Genomic DNA, 16,494 nt, shown 5'->3' with positions numbered 1-16,494 from the left:
GTTCGAGGGGGAACACATGGAAGATCCAGCCGCTGAGCCGAACCGGGCGCACTACTACTCCCGGGTGCGGGCAACGCTCTTGCCCCGATCCATAGGTCTCACCATCATGGCATTCGGCGTGCTCTTCATAGCGCTTGCATTGGCTCAACGCCGGATCGACTTCCTGTTGGTCCCTTTAATCATGCTTCCGACGGGATCGTTTGTCGCCTTCATGACAGTGACGGTGAGAGCTGATCAGCGGGAAGTTGTCATAACCTTCTGCGACATCTTCAAGCGCATCCTGCAACGGGACGAAATCGCGACGATCACCACCGACAACGCCGTCGGCATCAACGGCTACGGCCTCCGGTATATGGGGCCAGGCATGGTCGGGTACCTCGTCGGCGGTCCCGAGGTCAGCATCACGATGAACAACGGCAAAACCGTTATCGCAAGCACGGATCGTCCAGAGCAGCTTATTTGTCTTTTGTCTGAAGAAAACAAGTGAAGAAGGAGAACCAATTGTCGAAACAAACGTGGGCAATGTCGGCTGGAGCCATCGTTCTAACTGCCACTATGGTCCTAGGCTCAACCACGGCCGCATCCTCAGCACCCCAGCAGAGCCACCCCGTCACTAGACAGATAGCGAAAGATTCCTCCTCCGCGGGCAAAGGCCTCTTCAAAGCGATCTATTTTGGCGTAGGACCCCAGGTGGTTGAGGTGCAAGATAAGTTGAACGACAGTTCCTACGAATCATTCGCGCAGCTAGCATCCACGCGAGAGGGGCAAGCTCAGGCAGCAGATGCTGTTGTGTCTGCCATCGAGGCCAAGAATCCCAGGTTCTTCGCTAGCTTCTACTCGGCCTTGACTAGCGGTGATGTCCTGAGGGTTGATACAAAATTCAAGCAGGTTCAAAAGGAAATCAGCGACCTTCTGAAGTCTGAGCCACAGCAGGTTTCGGCACTGGCAAAGTCAGACACTGCAAATCCTCTGGCAGCCGTACCCGTCTTCATTTGGGCGGCAGCAGTCTGGGATGTCGCAGCGGCGGTCAACTACGCCGTCGGCGTCAACGTAGCCGTCGCCGCCGCAGCCGTTGTAGTGGTCTACGCCAAAGTCGCCTTTTGGCCCTCCGCGGGCACCACTGAAACACGTCTGGAGAGCGAGAACAGTATCTCGCAGTTCACAGCGGCACTAAAGCAGGACTGATCTAGGCCGCGATTATGAGCTGTGAGCGTACCGTTGAGGGTGTCCCCCCTATTGGCCGGACACCCTCAAGGGAGCCACAAGTCAGAGCCATTCACCTGTTGCTCCCAGTAGCTGTACTCCTCATTGTGGGTATGTACTCCTTGTTGTCATCCATTCCCTCCACGATTCTGAAACTGCCCTACTTCGATCAAGTCAAACCGAATGCGGTATCGGCTATGCCGCAGGGGTGGGCCTTCTTTTCGAAGTCGCCCCGCGATCCGTCTATTGCTCCCTACCGCGAAGACGCGGACGGCTCGTATGAGTCCATCAGCAAACTTCCAACTACGCGGGTTGAGAATCTCTTTGGGCTTAGCCGGGAGGGGCGCGCCCAGGGCGTAGAGGTCGCCTTGATTGCCAGCCAGGCAGGGCTCGAGGAGTGGATTGACTGCTCCAGTCCAGCATTGCAGGAATGCACAGATTTTTTGCGTGACGAACCATCGACTGCCGTTACCAACGCCGTGCCGTCACCAACGGTTTGTGGTGATGTCTTGCTCGTGCAAACCACTCCGGTGCCTTGGTCATTTAGGCACCAAACCCCACTACGGGACAGGGCCGACAAATTTATCAAGGTGCATGTGAGCTGCGAAGGCCAATGAGGTGTCAACAATGTTGAAGGCAAGACGAATTACACTCCCGTTGGTTTGGTCGCCCTTCATCGGAGTCCTACGAAGCATCTTGGCTCTCGGCACCTTACTGACACTAATTTTTACAAGTAACGACGCATTATTCCGCCCAGTTCTTGGCGTGGGCAGCTATCCGCTGTGCCGCGGAGTTGAATCCCTGGGCCTGTTTTGTGTCATGCCGCGTGAACAACTCGGACTCGCCAAGGTTTTGGGCATCATCATCCTGTTGCTAGTGATTTCCGGTCCACTGCCACAGCTCACCGGTATTTTGCACGCATGGGTTGCGTTCAGCGTGGCCACGGGCATCTCTATCCCCGATGGCGGTGACCAAATCACATCAAATCTGACACTGCTGTTGGCACCGATCTGCCTCACGGATCCGAGACTTAGCCACTGGTCTGGGCCAAGGTTGGGTTCCTTGTGCACGTCAAGCCGCGCCGGAATCGCCGCTGCTTTCCTGATTGCCATGAAAGTCCAGGTCTCAATTTTGTACTTCTACTCCATGACCGGAAAGATGTTTCAGCCCGAGTGGGCCGAGGGTTCAGCTTTGTACTACATTGGGTCAGGGTTCTTCGGTCCCTCCGGGGCGCTCAAAGATGCCTTTGCCCTGCTGACGGATAACCCCGTGATATCCCTTGCCATGTCGTGGGGCGCGCTCTTGATCGAGTTATTGCTGGCAGTGACGTTACTGACGCCCGTCAAATACCGACTTGTCTTGTTTGTTCTCGGCGTCTCGCTCCATACAGGCATCGCACTGTTCCTGGGGATATGGAGTTTTCAGGTGGCGATGCTGGCTGCCTTACTATTGTTGACTGTCCCAGCAACGTCGCCGGTCTACGCCACAGGATTCAGCCTTCGCCACTTCTCGCTCAGGAAAGCACTGACAGGATCGCGATAACCAAAAACAAACACGGAGCCGAAATGCTTTCGGCTTCGTGTCCGTTCGTACGCCTCGCTTCAGCCCCGATCCCCCGCAACAGCGGGGTCGGAGACCTCATCGCTTGATTCATCCTGGTCCTCGGCGTCGCGTTCTGCCTCGCGGGACACCAGGCCACGACGCCGCTTGGTCGGCCACGTGAAGATGAAGGTCAACGTCGCAGCAATGAACACGAGCGCACCGATCACAATGCCCGCATCGACCCAGAACTGTCCCGGGAAGAGCCGGATGAGGGTGTCTTCCAAGGAGAAGGTCCAGGTCCCGTTGGCGAAGAAGATCCGGTGGAATTCGGTGAAGAACTGCTGCCAGCTCAGTACCGCCAATACGGCGAGGCCGATGATGATAACCAGGGTGACGATGGAGCCGGCGAACAGCCCGCGACGGATTCCGCCGTTGCTCCGTTTCCGCAAGTAGATGATGGCAATGATGCTGAGGATGATGAGCAGGAGCCCGGCGCCGAAGGATGACAGAATCACCGTTTTGACGTCCGCCATATGCGCCACTTCGCTGTCCTTGAAGAGCTTGGCGCCGTCCTGGTTGACCAGGCCACCGAGGTACCGGGGACCGGCCCAGTTGCTGAGGTAGTCCACGGCGTACGAGCCGTAGGTCATGCGGTCATCAGTGTTGAAGCCATAGCCATCGCCGGGGAAACCCGGACGGTTGTACTCCACCCACAGGAACAGGGGGCTGGTCACTGCCCTCACGGCCAGCACCAGCAGGATGACGGGGTAGAAAACCGCCAACAGCACCTGGAAGACGCGGGGACCAACCGGCTTCACCTTGGCGGCTTGCTCGCGTTCAGCATTGCGCCGAGCCACTTCGTCTTCCGGCGGACGGACCTGAAGGGCCGACGTCGGCAACGGTTCAGAATAGTGCGAGGGCTGCTTGCCCGACGATGCATCCGCGAGCGTGTCAGCGAACAGCGGCGGCTCGGCAGGGGCTTCGGCTGCTTCTGCTGCCTTCCGGTCAGCGCGGCTCTCCGGCTGCCCGGCGCCGGCTGCTGCGGCGGTAGACGTCGTCGCAGCGGCCGCCGGGGAGGCACCACTGGACGTCTTTGGCTTCATCCAGTCGAAGGCCGGCTCATCGGGGTCCTCGTGGACGTCCGTGTCCGGTTCTTGTGGTTTTGGGCTCTTGTCGCTCACAGGGTTCACTTCCGTAGGCATCCACCGGCGAATGCGTGCTGCCGGCTCTCTTGTCTGCATTCGAGCCTACCGCCCGGGTTCGCGGCGACACGAGGAACCAAGCCGCCTAACGCCAGATTGAAACGTAACTGTAAGGTCTATGCGGCGATGCTTCTGTAACCGCCGTCATTGGCTTCCAAGTCACCGGTCTCCCCGGCATGTACGGCCCGGCGCCCGAGAATCAACGTGTAGGTCCAGTATCCGGCCAGGACAATGGCTCCGATGGTGATCTTCGCCCAGACCGGGAGTTGGCTGGGCGTCACGAAACCTTCAACAATGCCCGACACCAGCAGGACCAGCACCAAGCCCAGGGCGATCGTGATCAACGACCGTCCCTCATCGGCGACTGCCTGCATCCGCGTCCTGGGGCCGGGGCGGACCATGGCCCAGAATATTCTGAGCCCCGCAGCGCAGGCGATGAACACAGCCGTGAGTTCCATCAACCCGTGCGGGAGGATGTAGCTGAAGAACACATCGGTTTTTCCTGATGCGATGAAGACTCCCCCGGCGATCCCCACTGCCTGGGCGTTCATGAAAAGAATGTAAGGCACCCAGAACCCGGTGATGCCGAACGCTACGGCCTGGGCTGAAATCCACGCGTTGTTGGTCCACACTGCCCCGGCGAACGATGCCGCCGGGTTCTCGGAGTAGTAGTCGATAAAGTCTTCCTCGACGTACCTGCGAACTCTTTCGTCGCTGCCGAAGGCCGCCCTCAGCGCATCCGGCGAGGTACCGATCCAGAAAGCGTACGCGACGCCGACCACAGTGAACGCCAGCCCGCACCACAAGGTCAGCCAGCGGATCCGGTAGAACGCGGCCGGCAGTGAGATAACGAAGAAGCGGGCCAGGTCCTCCATGAAGTTCGAGCGCGCGCCGGTAAATCTCGTGCGGGCCTGCGCCAGGGCTGCCGACAGCGACGACGACAGGCTGGTTTCAGGAGCCACCGAACGGATCAGGGACAGGTGGCCCGAAACCGTTTGGTAGAGGCGCAGCAGCTCGTCCGCTTCCTCCCCCGTCAACCGGCGCTTATGCGCCAGGAAATGAAGCCGCGACCATTTATCCCCATGTACGGCCGAGAAGGCATCGATGTCCACGGCACCACCCTAACGCCTGAAGCGCACCCCTGGGACCGACCTGTACACCGGAAACCGGCGTCATTCCCCTTGCACGCCGCTAGACTCGTTGTGCAGGCGCCGCTGGGCACCGCATGTACGGAAAGCGTGGGGGCTGGGTTGAGTTCGATCATCACAGGCGAGGCAGTGGTCCTGGAGCTGCGCTCAGCGTCTTTTGCGGCCCGGGGACTGGGCCTCGTTCTCGACGTCATTTCCCAGGTCATTCTGGCAATCCTGCTGATCATCCTCGTCCTGTCGGCGTCTTCTGACCTTGACGACTCGGCGATCCAAGCACTGGTACTGTGCAGCATCGTCTTCTCGGCCGTGGTGGTGCCCGTCACCGTGGAAACCCTCACCCGCGGGCGCTCGTTGGGGAAGCTCGCCATGGGTCTGAGGATCGTGCGCGACGACGGCGGATCCATCCGTTTCCGGCACGCCCTGATCCGTGGACTGCTTGGCTTCCTGGAGATCTACATGACCTTCGGTGGCTTGGCCATCGGGGTGGCACTGTTCAACGAGAAGTCCAAACGGCTGGGCGACATCGTTGCCGGAACATATTCACTCCGCCTGCGGGTGCCGTCAAAACCCAGGATCATGCCTGTTGCACCGCCTTACCTTCAAGGGTGGGTGAGCGTGGCGGACATCGGCCGCGTACCGGACGCCACCGCACGCCGGGCCGGTACGTTTGTCCAGCAGGCGTACCTCATGGCACCGGCATCACGGCTGTCCATGGCAACATCCCTGGCCACGGAGCTGGCCCGGTACGTCGCACCGCCTCCCCCGCCGGGGACCATCCCCGAGGACTACATAGGTGCAGTCCTCGGGGAGCGTCGCAACCGGGAACTTGCGCGCCTGCGTCAGGCCGAGCAGAGGAACGCCGTGCTCGGCACACGGTTGCGCAAGCTCCCGTTCAGCCATGAACCTTAGTTCGGCCCGGGCCGGGCGACCGGCACGGACTCATCCCCAGTGGTCAGGCCTGCGGAGCCGCGGAGGCAGAAGTGTCCCGGAGTTGCCCTCGGCTGCGTTGATCTGCGGTTGAGTCACGTAGAGCGCTGAGGAAAGGTCCGCGCCCGACAAGTCTGCCCCGCGAAGATCCGCCCCCAGCAAGTCCACTGCCGTCAGGTCACTGCCGGTCAGTTTGGCCCCTATCAGGTAGGAACCGCGAAGGTCCGCGCCGCAGAGTCTGAGGTTCGCCAGTTGGGCGCCGATCAGGTCGGCACCTGGCTGCAGGCCGCCGTCGGGCAAGTGCCGTTCGTCCGCGCCGTAGGAAGCACGGACTTCCCCGCTGACCTCCATGAGGAGGTTCCGCACCCGTCCATGGAGGCTTTCGACGTCGGCCTCCAGGACCGTAGTGGCGTCACCACGGGCGGTGTCCGCCACGTGCTGGGCAAGGCTGGCTGCCGCCGTGGCGAGCTCGGGATCGAAGGTCCGCTGCCGGGCTTCGTCCAGGTACCAAAGCATCTCGTGGAGCTGCCTGACGATTTTGAACACGGCGAACATCCCGGGTGCGGAAGCGGGGCGTTCCCGCCAACTGGTCCCACCGAAGGTGTGCTGGGAGACCAGTTGGCCCGCACCGAAACAATCAAAAACTGTGCAGCCTGTGAACCCACGGGGCCGCAGCCGTTGATGGATGGTGCAGGAAAAGTCCGCATCCAGGTTTGGGCACGGCGAAGCGGCAGGCTTGTCGATGGCGAAATCCGCAGAGCGGGCGAATCCCAAGGCAGTGCAGCACAGCGCAAAGCAATTGCCGCAGTCCGGGCGAAGGGTTGGTTGGGTGGTCATATGGTGCTCCAGGTGATGAAGTGGGTCCGGTGGAAGGAGCTGGGGAACCCGTCAGCGGGTTCCCCTCAGGGACACCTGTCATCACGATGGAGGGCAGCACAAAACCGGAGGCCAACAGATGGTCGGCACAGAAAATCCGGGTCAAGGAGAAGTCCGGGTCAAAGAGCGCAAGAAATAATCACTGCGCCGATCCTAACAGCTGGATTACCGCTGGGCGTAGCTCGCCCAAGGAATGTTCCAGTCACCGAAACCTTCCAATGGTTCAACGGCCGGTGCCCCCGTGTTCAGGATTTGCACGACGTCGCCGGTTTTCATGTTGTTGAAGAACCATGCGGCGTCATCCGGCAGCAGACCCACACAACCGTGCGAGACGTTCACCCTGCCAATGGCGCCCCACGCAGCCTCAAGTGCTTGGTGGACGTAAACTCCGGACCACGTCAGCCGGTTGGCATAGTCCACTACCATCGGTGGGTAGTAGCCCTTGTCTCCGGGCTTGAGGCCGATGCTGCCGGCGTTGAAATTGGATTTGCGTTCCTGTTCGAGGATGACCGCGTAGCCCGTGGGCGACAACCAGTCCTCGCCGCCGAGGGACACAGGGGCTGTGTGGACCAGTTGCCCGTCGGAGTAGACGTTCATGGTCTTGGTGGTGTCATCGACCACTGCTATCCGCTGCGGTCCGGTGGTGAAGGTGGACACCACATCCCCATTGCCGATCATGTTGTTGCCGAAGTCGACACCCAGAAGCTTCATGTCAACGGTGACAGTGGTTCCGGAAGCCCAGAATGCCTCAGGCCGGATGCGCACCTTCTTGTCCGAGTACCAATGCCACGCGACAGGCTGGCCGGAAGAGACTGTGATGGCCACCCGCTTTTCCATGGCCGCTTTGTCCAGGATGGGCTCGCTGAAGTTGATTTCGATCGGCTGGCCGGAACCGGCGGTGGTGCCGTTTCGCGGGTAGATGGATGCATCTGCCTCATAAGCGGCCGACACCGTGGTGAAGCTCTGGGACTTGGTGGTTTCCTTCCCCGCGGTGTCCACCACCGTATAGGAATAGTTGTACTTGGTCTTGAACTTCAGGACTTCCTGGGTGGTCCAGGTGGTGCCATCGGGGCTGATCTTGCCAACCACCGGAGTCCCGCCATCAGCTGGAGTCAACACGACATTCTTGACCTTGCCGTTGACTGCCTTGATCTGGGGACCTACCACTGGGTTCCACTCCACCGCGCCGTCCAACGGGGTGATGCCTACCTCGACGGGTTTGGCCTCCACGGTCGGGGTGGGAGACGGGGCGGTGCCGGTGTCCTGCGAGGATCCGGGCAGCAGTCCAGGCACGGTGGCCACGCCGATTCCGCCCACGGCAATGGCCGCGCAGATCCCAATGATGGCAAGGACCTTGCCCGTTTTCCGTTTGGCGACTTCCGTCATGTTTCCCGTCATCCTGTCCCCCGGCAAGCCATACTGAATACCCAATTCTAGTCGAAAGGCCGGCCACGCTGATCGCGTGCCGGCCTTTCTCCATCGATTGTGGATTACGGAGAGCCCTTAGTAGCGGTAGTGCTCCGGCTTGTAGGGGCCCGCTACGTCAAGGTCCAGGTACTCGGCCTGTTCCTTGCTCAGTTCCGTCAATTCCACGCCGAGGGCATCCAGGTGCAGGCGTGCCACCTTCTCGTCCAGGATCTTCGGAAGAACGTAAACCTGCTTCTGGTACTCGCGTTCACCCTCCGGCTGGTCCTTCTTGGTCCACAGCTCGATCTGGGCGATCGTCTGGTTGGCGAACGAGTTGCTCATCACGAATGAGGGGTGGCCGGTGGCGTTCCCCAAGTTCAGCAGACGGCCCTCGGAGAGCACGATGATGGAGCGCTCCGCGTCCGTGCCGGAGTCGAAGACCCACTCGTGCACCTGCGGCTTGATCTGGACCTTCTTGACGCCTTCGACCTTGGCCAGGCCGGCAATGTCGATCTCGTTGTCGAAGTGGCCGATATTACCCACGATCGCCTTGTTCTTCATGCCGAGCATGTGTTCGGCAAGGATGACGTCCTTGTTGCCGGTGGTGGTGATGAAGATGTCGCCTTGTGCCAGCACCGTCTCCAACTTGGCCACCTGGTAGCCGTCCATGGCCGCCTGAAGCGCACAGATGGGGTCGATCTCGGTAACGATGACGCGCGAACCTTGGCCGCGCAGCGCTTCGGCCGCGCCCTTGCCGACGTCGCCGTAGCCACAGACGACGGCGACCTTGCCGCCCATGAGGACATCGGTGGCCCTGTTGATGCCATCCGGAAGCGAGTGGCGGATGCCGTACTTGTTGTCGAACTTGCTCTTGGTGACGGAGTCGTTGACGTTGATGGCCGGGAAGAGGAGCTTGCCCTGCTCAGCCAACTGGTACAAACGGTGGACACCCGTGGTGGTTTCTTCGGTGACGCCCTGGATGAGGCCTGCGATACGGGTCCACTTCTGCGGGTCCTCAGCCAGCGTGCGGCGCAGGAGGTCGAGGATGATCGCATATTCCTCGGGGTCCTCTTCCGTTGCCGCCGGGACAGCGCCCGCTGCCTCGAACTCCACGCCCTTGTGCAGCAGCAGCGTGGCGTCGCCGCCGTCGTCGAGAATCATGTTGGGACCCAGCTCGGGGTTGGTGTCGGCACCCGGCCAGGTGAGGATCTGCTCGGCAGTCCACCAGTACTCTTCCAGAGTTTCACCCTTCCAGGCGAAGACCGGAACACCCTGGGGGTCCTCCGGAGTTCCCTTGCCGACCACAATCGCGGCAGCGGCTTCGTCCTGGGTGGAGAAGATGTTGCAGGAGGCCCAACGGACTTCCGCGCCAAGCGCCGTGAGCGTCTCGATGAGCACGGCGGTCTGGACCGTCATGTGCAGCGAGCCGGCGATCCGCGCGCCCTTGAGCGGCTGGGAAGCGCCGAACTCGGCGCGAAGCGACATCAGGCCGGGCATCTCGTGCTCAGCAAGCCGGATCTGGTGGCGGCCTGCCTCAGCGAGCGAAATGTCAGCCACTTTGTAGTCGAAAGTCATGGAAGTCCTTAGGTGCCGTGCGGGTGTTAAACGTGCGTTGTGAATCCGAGCCCGGTAGGAAAACGGGCTGCTAGGCCTTGGAGTCGTGCTGGCTCGAGCCGGCCGCATTGGCCGCAGCCAGAAGCTCCGGAGGCAGCAGCAGCGGAATGCCGTCCTCGATGGAGTAGCGGGGCTTGGTGCCGTCCGCGGCTTCAGCTGTCGACACCAGCTCCTCGCCCTCCTGGACCAACGGTGAACCCGTCACGGGGCAGCGCAGGATGGACAACAGTTCAGGACTGACCTTTGGCATGAATGATGCTCCCTGGGTGGCGCCGGCCTGGCGCCGCTGGCGGATTTATCTGCAGCTTCCAGACTACCGCGCGGGAGCGCAGGCTTTGGTTTACGGCGACGGTTTGGGTCACGACGGCGGTACAGGCCGCCGTCGTCCGCTCAAACGGCGGTGGAACTTACGGCGCTGGAACCTTAGGACGGTTCGCGGAGAATGCGGAGATGGCCCCTGCGTGTACCTTCGGCGCTGGCCGGTGCTTCAATGTGCGGATGGCTCTGCCGTGCAGGTGTTTCCGGGGCGGCGGACGCTGCCTCGCGGACTGCGTTCGCCAGCGCCAGGAGATCATCCGGGCCAGGCTGCGGGGGTGTCGCAGGCATCGCCAATCGCAGCACTTCCCAGCCGCGCGGAACCGTGAGGCTGTCGGCGTGCTGTGTGCAGAGGTCATACGCATGCGGCTCCGCATAGGTGGCAAGCGGACCCAGGACAGCCGTTGAGTCTGCGTACACGTACGTCAAAGTGGCCACCGCAGATTGGCGGCAGGCTGATCTTGAACACTGACGAATAGCACCCACAACATCCCAGATTAGCGCCACTTGGTACGTGTGGTGCGCATTGAGGCCCCGTGGCTGCCAATGCACGGCGTGGTTCCGGCGACTTCGGCGCGGTGTGGACAATGATGTCGCGCTGGCCGTTACCCGGGACTAAAGTCGATATATGCAGTCACAGCCACATGTTCCCGGATTTACCGTCCGGTGGACTGACGCCGATGGCGATCAGACACAGGAACACGCCGGATCAAGCGGGCGGGGATTCCGGCAGCGCCGTCGCAACCGCCACGGCAGGGGGCTGAGGGGCGAGCTGATGCTTCCCAACCTCCCAGGTTTCCGCACCCGCTCGGAGCGGTTCGACGACATGGTGCTTGACTCCGCCGAACGCCTCCAGGACATGTGGGGCAAACAACTGGACGGCGTCCTCTTCGCGGTGGACGAGATCCCGCCGAACCTGGAACAACTGGTGGCCTCGGGCAACCCGGCGCCCATGGGTGCCTACACTCCCGGCGGTCGCGGCGAACCGCCCATGATCACAGTCTTCCGCCGGGTGGTGGAGCAGGGCACCACCACCCGCGACGAGCTGCAGGACCTGGTCCATGACGTTGTGGTGGAGTACACGGCAGAGATGCTGGGGGTACCCCCGGAAACCCTGGACCCCGTGTACCGCCGCCGCTACCAGTAACCGCCGGCTAGTAGACGACTGTGACGGGAACCTTCTCCAACCCCGCCGCAGCATCCTGGATCGCCACCACGGACACGTCGTTCCGGCCCTGTTTTCCAAGAATCATCGCGCCGTAGACGGGATCGCCTGACGCAGAAACCACGTATCCGGCTATGACGGAGTCTCCGGACTTTGCCGGGAGCTCGATTACAGACGTGGTGCCGCCGGCCAGGTCAAGGTCAACAGCCTTGCCTACTTTGCCGTCGGCCGTGACCGGAGCGTAGTTGACCGTGGCGCGGCCCTCGGGAACGCCAAAGCTCAGGGAGCGCAGCCCATCACGTGGAACGGCCACCAAATGCTGGCTACCCAGCCGCGCCGATGCCGGTGACCACGCAAAATCCGTGGCGTCTTCAGCCTTGGCGCCACGGGTGACCCTGGTCGATGCCACAAACGAAACGTCGGAGCTGGCACGGACTGTGTAACTGCCGGCCGGAACGCCATCAAGATTCATCGTGGCAACGGAACCACCCTTGACCGTGACCACTCCCCCGTTGGGAAGCTTCCGCTCGCCATTGGCGCCGTACAAGCTGACCTGCACCACTGCATCCGTTGAACCGGGAACGGCGATCTGGAAGGCCGGCACCGCGTCGGCGAACCCGGACTTTGCGGACAGGGCTTTGACGCCGTCCGCATCCTGGATGTCGACGCCGGACATCACCTGGACGTTCGATGGCCCGTCGCCCGGGGAAAGGTATTCAACTCCGCCGGGAGCGAGCCCACGCAGCACACTTTGCTGGATGGTTCCCGCCACTGGGCCGCCAGTGCTGCGTACGTGGACGGCCAGCTGCGATTCTCCCGGAGCCAGCCCCGCAAGGTTCAAGGAGCGGGTGGTTCCGGGAGCCACCAGCAGTCCCCTGGCTCCCGGGGCCTGTATCTGGCCTTCGTAGCCGAAGAGGTCGAGGTTCACCGTGGCGGGGGTTTCAGAGGGGTTGCTCAGGTTGAGGACCGCGGTGCGCCCAACCGAGGTGTTCGCGCCCAGCAGCCATGAATCATTGCTTGGCGGCTGGCACTGCGCGGACGCCAGGCCACGGAGGTCACCGTCCGTGGCCGAATAGCCGAGGTTGGCGGCCATGGTCGCCTGCTCATTTCCAATCGGCGCCGCCTCCACCACAGACGGCGAGGTCACCGGGCTGATCGACGCCACACCTGCTGCAAGAACCGGTGGCCCCGCCGTAGGCGTTGGAGTGCTTGTGGGAGTCTTCGCAATCTCAGCGACTGCCCCGCCACCCAGGGCCGTGACCTTGCTGCCGGGAACTGTTCCAGCGGGATTGCTCAGGACTACGGCATTGAGGGCGCTTGAGGCCGTGGTCGAGACGGGACTGAAGTCGGCGTCCGTACCCACCACCGTCCCACTGACCAGCCGTGCCGGTTCGGGGCAGACTCCGAGGGCCCGGCCGGCCGGAACGTCAGCCTGACGGATGTCGGTGCCGGTACCGCCGGAGGGTCCGGGAACCATCGACGTGGCAGCCACAGCGCCTCCGCCGGCAGCCAGGATGACCACTGCCGAGAGCACTCCGGTGACCATGCCCGAGTTGGACCGTCGCGGACCCTTCGTGCGGGAGGACTTCCCGCTGCGCGGCGACTTGTCGCTGCCGGAGGACCTCTCGCTGCGGGAGGACTTCTTGCTGCGGGATGGGTCCTCGGCCGGCTTCGCCTCAGCCGCCGGTGTTGCTTCGTCGGCCGTGTTCTTCTGGTCCTCAGACACTGCTGTACTCCTTACGGAGGGAGACTTCATCCCTCGACATACCCGTGCGGGAACGGCGGGCCGGCATCGGAATCGCCAGGAGGACTGTCAAGGCGATGACCACTACCTGCAGAATTCCCAGCCACACAGCCCACGGGTTCGTGTAGCGGATTTCAAGCTCGCCGCCACCGGCCGGGAGGTCGAATGCCTGCGACCACCCGGATGTTGTCGCCGTCAGCGGCTTGCCATCCAACAGGGCCGACCAGCCGGGATCAGACCGTTCAGCCAGCACCACTTTCCTGCCGTCGTCTCCGGAGGGGACGCTGGCTTTGGCAGCCACCTCGTCGGAGGGCAGCGTGCCCACGGTTGCACCTTGTCCGTTGACGATACGGACGCGGTGCGTCGCATCGGCAGCATTGGCCGCCGCTTGGCCGCGCGGCGTCACACGCCACAGCCAGCCCGCATCCGTTTGACCGACGGCAACGAGCCCCGGAACGGCGTCGATCCTGCTCGCGGTCAGTTGGTCCGCGTTGTCCGCAGCCTTCAGCACCACGAAACCCGCGCCAAGTTGCTCGAGGTCGGGGCGGGGATCCACACCCGTGCTGGCTACGATCGTCGCCACGGCCCTCCGCAACGACGCGGTAGCGGAGTCATCGCTCGTGAGTTCTTCCCGGCCCGGTGCGCCAATGATGGTCCTGGCGGAAGCGATCGTGGACAGGCTGTCCAGCGTTGTTCCGGCTCCGCGCATGAGGGAGGATGTGAAGGCGCCTTGCTCGCCACTGGTGATCACCAGGGTTCGCGAACGCTCGGGCCCTTGGCCGCGATCGACGGCGGTAGCGGGCAGCGTGCCGGACCCGGTGGGCCACACTTGGCGGTGGGCGCCCAGGGACCCGGCCGACTGCGGAGTTTTGGAGACCGCCGGGGAACCCGTGGAAGTCGAGGGTTGAAAGACGTTCTGCGCAGCCCAGGCTCCCATTCCAGCCAAAGGCCCCGCAACCAGCAGGATCACCACGACGGCCGAAGCAGCGCGTCGCAGCGGAAGCCTCCGGCGGCCAGGATCAGACGTTCCGCGGCTCGCGGAGAAGATCTTCTCAGCCCCGAGCAAGGCAGCAGCCAACAAAAGCATCCCCGAGGCGGACACGGCCGGGCCGGTAAAAGGCCCGACTATGACGTTGTTGTTGACGCCGGTGGCCACGTGCCCCACGAGCCAGCCGCTTCCCAAGGTGGCCAGGGCAGCCAGCCAGAACACCCGCGCCAGGGCTGTGCGCTTGCCGGGCACGAACAACGCCGCCACGGCGAGCAGAACGACGGGCACACCAATGAGCAAGGCCAGGATCAACGCCCATGGCACAGGGCCCGGACCGAACAGCGACAGTCCGGTCAGACCGCCGTCGATCCCGAATGCCAGTGGCTGGCCGAGCAATTGCTGCCACAGCGGGGCGGCATCGAACCCGAGGGGAAGTCCGGGATCAGCCAGCAGGGAGCGGGGCCTGTCGAGTACGGAAAGGCCGTAGGGAAGGAACAAAGCAAGAGTGGGCAGCAACGACCACCACATGGTTTTGCCGCGCTGCCCCAGCACCACGGCAGCCAGGACAACGGCAACGACGACGGGACCCAGCAACGATGGCGCCGATGCCGTGACCACAGCCATGGCCAAACCGGCTGCAGCTGCCGCCGTCCACGAAGGCGTCCCATTAATGCCGGGCTTGCTGCGGACAGGAGCGAGTCTGGCACCGGAGGGTGCGTGGGACGTCGTGGAATACGGTGCCCTCGACTGCCCGATGGCCGATCCCGATGCCCGCACCAAGGCAAGCAGCAGCAGCGGCATCATCAGGTGGGCCACCAAGGCACCGATGCGGCCTTCATTGATGGAAATCAGAAGAGTCGGAGATCCCGCCCAGATCAAGGCTGCCACGGTCCGGAACCGGCGCTTGGTGGTCAACGCGCCCGACGCGAACCAGGCGCCAACAGCGGACAACGGCATCGCGAGGATGAGGAGCCATGCCATGGCTGCGTTCCCGTCCCCGCCTCCGAGGAGGGAGAGAATCCACAAGACGTAGCCGAAAGGATCACCGTGGCCCGGCAAGCCGGCACCAAGGGAGATCCACCATGTAGACGCGTTGGCCCAGATGTCCGCAGGGGATTCCGAAAGAGGCAGGAGCCCTCCCCCGGTGACAGAACCGGAGCGAAGGAGTCCAAGCAACCCGACCACGGCCGCTGCGAGGGCGATGCAGGCTGCGGCAACAGCGCCGGTCCCCACCCAGCCCCGCTCGTTCGTGGCCAGCGCTGCGAAGTCATCTGCGGCATCGCCGCTGGGCTCAGGAGCCAGGAGATCGCTGGAGGGCTGGGAGTCCTCACCGGGGCGGATGGCTTCCAACAGGGATCGCCGATGGGCCCGGACCTCCCGCGTCGGCGTTTGGAGGCCGCGCACCACGGAACGATGGACCCGCCGCGTCCTGGCGGCGACGCGGCGCCCCCGGGCAATCGCGACAGGACGAATCAATGCTGCGATGGTTGCTGTGAACTGGGAGAAGCCGTACCCCGGTTCCTTCACAAGGATGCTCAGGACCAGCCGGACGAGAGCTCCGAAGAAGGCACCAACAGCCTGGAACGGCACCTTCCACCACGGCGTGTGCTTGAGCCGAAGATGGATCTGGGCTTTTCGCGCTGCCGAAGCCGTGCCCAAGCCATGGGGGCGGTGCTCCACGTGGAACATGCGGGCAGAGGGCACAACAACCACACGGTTGCCGGCGAGCCAGTTACGCCAGCAGAAGTCGACGTCGTCGCCGCTGCCTGGCAGCGCGGGATCGAACCCGTCCAGCTGCTCCCAGACATCCCGGCGAATCAGCATCCCTGCGGAGTTGACGGCAAACGTATCCGACCGGGCGTCGTATTGGCCTTGGTCCACTTCGTCGGCATCGATCAGGGTCAGGCGCTCGGCCCAGCGGCTCGTTGAAAGTCCAACATCCACGAGGTGGCGGCCGTTGTCCCAGCCGAGCTGTTTGCAACCGGCAACGGTTACCGACGGCGCGCGCTCGACGGCGTGCAGCAGCTCTGCCAGGGCGTCCGGGGCGGGGGCGGCATCATCGTGCAGCAGCCAAATCCACTCCACAGGCTGGCCCTCGCCGGAGCGGGTCCCTGCAGGAGCAAGCTCCTGAAGACCCGCGCTGACAGCAGCGCCGAAGCCGCTCTTCGCTTGCTGGAAGGTGGTGACATTGCCTTCGCCGAAGGCACCGCGGAGCAGACCCAAGGAGTTATCCGTGGAACCTGTATCAATGCCAATGGCGGCATCTGCCGAACGCGTCTGGTCCGACAATGCCGCCAATGTCCTGGGCAGGTAGTTACCGCCGTCGTGGGAAACCACTACGGCGGTAACGTGCACTTCCTTGA

Annotated in this window: 15 protein-coding genes; 6 read left to right on the top strand and 9 right to left on the bottom strand. The window is 63.0% G+C overall.

Going from position 1 to position 16,494, the window contains the following annotated elements; translation table 11 throughout:
• Window positions 1–16: 16 nt before the first annotated feature.
• The 4 genes from PQ627_RS11800 (at window position 17) to PQ627_RS11785 (ending at window position 2,745) form a co-directional block, all read left to right on the top strand.
• Entirely contained in the window at window positions 17–487 is a 471-nt protein-coding gene (locus PQ627_RS11800; RefSeq protein ID WP_274261184.1) for a hypothetical protein, read from the top strand.
• Window positions 484–1,185 carry a hypothetical protein gene (locus tag PQ627_RS11795; RefSeq protein ID WP_274261182.1) on the top strand — a complete coding sequence of 234 codons (702 nt, stop codon included), beginning with the start codon at window positions 484–486 and terminating at the stop codon, window positions 1,183–1,185. Before PQ627_RS11800 ends, PQ627_RS11795 begins: the two co-directional genes overlap by 4 nt.
• Window positions 1,186–1,316: 131 nt before the next feature.
• Complete coding sequence (locus PQ627_RS11790; protein ID WP_274261286.1) at window positions 1,317–1,820, top strand: SdpA family antimicrobial peptide system protein; 504 nt, start codon at window positions 1,317–1,319, stop codon at window positions 1,818–1,820.
• 10 nt (window positions 1,821–1,830) lie between these two features.
• Window positions 1,831–2,745: a sporulation-delaying protein SdpB family protein gene (locus PQ627_RS11785; RefSeq protein WP_274261180.1), complete on the top strand. Its 915-nt coding sequence runs from the start codon at window positions 1,831–1,833 to the stop codon at window positions 2,743–2,745.
• Window positions 2,746–2,804: 59 nt separating this feature from the next.
• Here PQ627_RS11785 and PQ627_RS11780 read toward each other — a convergent pair whose 3' ends face one another.
• A complete protein-coding gene (locus PQ627_RS11780; protein WP_274261178.1) occupies window positions 2,805–3,926 on the bottom strand; it encodes a TIGR01906 family membrane protein in 1,122 nt (373 codons plus the stop codon).
• A 137-nt stretch (window positions 3,927–4,063) separates the two neighbouring features.
• Window positions 4,064–5,059 carry a stage II sporulation protein M gene (locus PQ627_RS11775; protein ID WP_274261175.1) on the bottom strand — a complete coding sequence of 332 codons (996 nt, stop codon included), beginning with the start codon at window positions 5,057–5,059 and terminating at the stop codon, window positions 4,064–4,066.
• Between the two features lie 138 nt (window positions 5,060–5,197).
• Here PQ627_RS11775 and PQ627_RS11770 point away from each other — a divergent pair, with 138 nt between their 5' ends.
• Window positions 5,198–6,004, top strand: coding sequence for an RDD family protein (locus PQ627_RS11770; RefSeq protein WP_274261173.1), 807 nt, complete (start codon window positions 5,198–5,200; stop codon window positions 6,002–6,004).
• A gap of 30 nt (window positions 6,005–6,034) precedes the next feature.
• Here the strand turns inward: PQ627_RS11770 and PQ627_RS11765 are convergent, their stop codons facing one another.
• The 5 genes from PQ627_RS11765 to PQ627_RS11745 form a co-directional block, all read right to left on the bottom strand.
• Entirely contained in the window at window positions 6,035–6,859 is an 825-nt protein-coding gene (locus tag PQ627_RS11765) for a pentapeptide repeat-containing protein (RefSeq protein WP_274261170.1), read from the bottom strand.
• Window positions 6,860–7,063: 204 nt separating this feature from the next.
• The gene (locus PQ627_RS11760; RefSeq protein ID WP_400420889.1) at window positions 7,064–8,296 is read right to left on the bottom strand and encodes a L,D-transpeptidase; all 1,233 of its coding nucleotides are present in this window, start codon (window positions 8,294–8,296) and stop codon (window positions 7,064–7,066) included.
• A 105-nt stretch (window positions 8,297–8,401) separates the two neighbouring features.
• Entirely contained in the window at window positions 8,402–9,880 is a 1,479-nt protein-coding gene (gene ahcY / locus PQ627_RS11755; RefSeq protein ID WP_274261166.1) for an adenosylhomocysteinase, read from the bottom strand.
• A gap of 70 nt (window positions 9,881–9,950) precedes the next feature.
• Complete coding sequence (locus PQ627_RS11750; protein WP_144661926.1) at window positions 9,951–10,169, bottom strand: Trm112 family protein; 219 nt, start codon at window positions 10,167–10,169, stop codon at window positions 9,951–9,953.
• Window positions 10,170–10,342: 173 nt separating this feature from the next.
• Window positions 10,343–10,720: a DUF3499 domain-containing protein gene (locus PQ627_RS11745; protein ID WP_186313630.1), complete on the bottom strand. Its 378-nt coding sequence runs from the start codon at window positions 10,718–10,720 to the stop codon at window positions 10,343–10,345.
• A 142-nt stretch (window positions 10,721–10,862) separates the two neighbouring features.
• On the opposite strand from PQ627_RS11745, the gene PQ627_RS11740 reads away from it, so the two are divergent.
• Window positions 10,863–11,381, top strand: a complete 519-nt coding sequence (locus tag PQ627_RS11740) for a metallopeptidase family protein (RefSeq protein ID WP_144661924.1) — start codon at window positions 10,863–10,865, stop codon at window positions 11,379–11,381.
• 7 nt (window positions 11,382–11,388) lie between these two features.
• Here PQ627_RS11740 and PQ627_RS11735 read toward each other — a convergent pair whose 3' ends face one another.
• Both PQ627_RS11735 and PQ627_RS11730 read right to left on the bottom strand, forming a co-directional pair.
• A complete protein-coding gene (locus PQ627_RS11735) occupies window positions 11,389–13,125 on the bottom strand; it encodes a DUF5719 family protein (RefSeq protein WP_274261163.1) in 1,737 nt (578 codons plus the stop codon).
• On the bottom strand, window positions 13,118–16,486 hold the full coding sequence (locus PQ627_RS11730) for a glycosyltransferase (RefSeq protein WP_274261161.1): 3,369 nt from the start codon (window positions 16,484–16,486) through the stop codon (window positions 13,118–13,120). Before PQ627_RS11730 ends, PQ627_RS11735 begins: the two co-directional genes overlap by 8 nt.
• Window positions 16,487–16,494: the final 8 nt, after the last annotated feature.

The sequence above is a fragment of the Paenarthrobacter sp. AB444 genome (assembly GCF_028736865.1).
GTDB classification, from domain to species: domain Bacteria; phylum Actinomycetota; class Actinomycetes; order Actinomycetales; family Micrococcaceae; genus Arthrobacter; species Arthrobacter nicotinovorans_B.
Note: the sequence above shows the minus strand (reverse complement) of the source record. Positions and strands in the feature narration are given on the sequence as shown.

Excerpts from the sequence above, each read along its gene's own strand:
- PQ627_RS11800 (WP_274261184.1), top strand. The coding sequence starts at position 17 with ATGGAAGATCCAGCCGCTGAGCCGAACCGGGCGCACTACTACTCCCGG.
- PQ627_RS11790 (WP_274261286.1), top strand. The coding sequence starts at position 1,317 with ATGTACTCCTTGTTGTCATCCATTCCCTCCACGATTCTGAAACTGCCC.
- PQ627_RS11785 (WP_274261180.1), top strand. The coding sequence starts at position 1,831 with ATGTTGAAGGCAAGACGAATTACACTCCCGTTGGTTTGGTCGCCCTTC.
- PQ627_RS11765 (WP_274261170.1), bottom strand. The coding sequence starts at position 6,859 with ATGACCACCCAACCAACCCTTCGCCCGGACTGCGGCAATTGCTTTGCG.
- PQ627_RS11760 (WP_400420889.1), bottom strand. The coding sequence starts at position 8,296 with ATGACGGGAAACATGACGGAAGTCGCCAAACGGAAAACGGGCAAGGTC.
- ahcY (WP_274261166.1), bottom strand. The coding sequence starts at position 9,880 with ATGACTTTCGACTACAAAGTGGCTGACATTTCGCTCGCTGAGGCAGGC.
- PQ627_RS11750 (WP_144661926.1), bottom strand. The coding sequence starts at position 10,169 with ATGCCAAAGGTCAGTCCTGAACTGTTGTCCATCCTGCGCTGCCCCGTG.
- PQ627_RS11740 (WP_144661924.1), top strand. The coding sequence starts at position 10,863 with ATGCAGTCACAGCCACATGTTCCCGGATTTACCGTCCGGTGGACTGAC.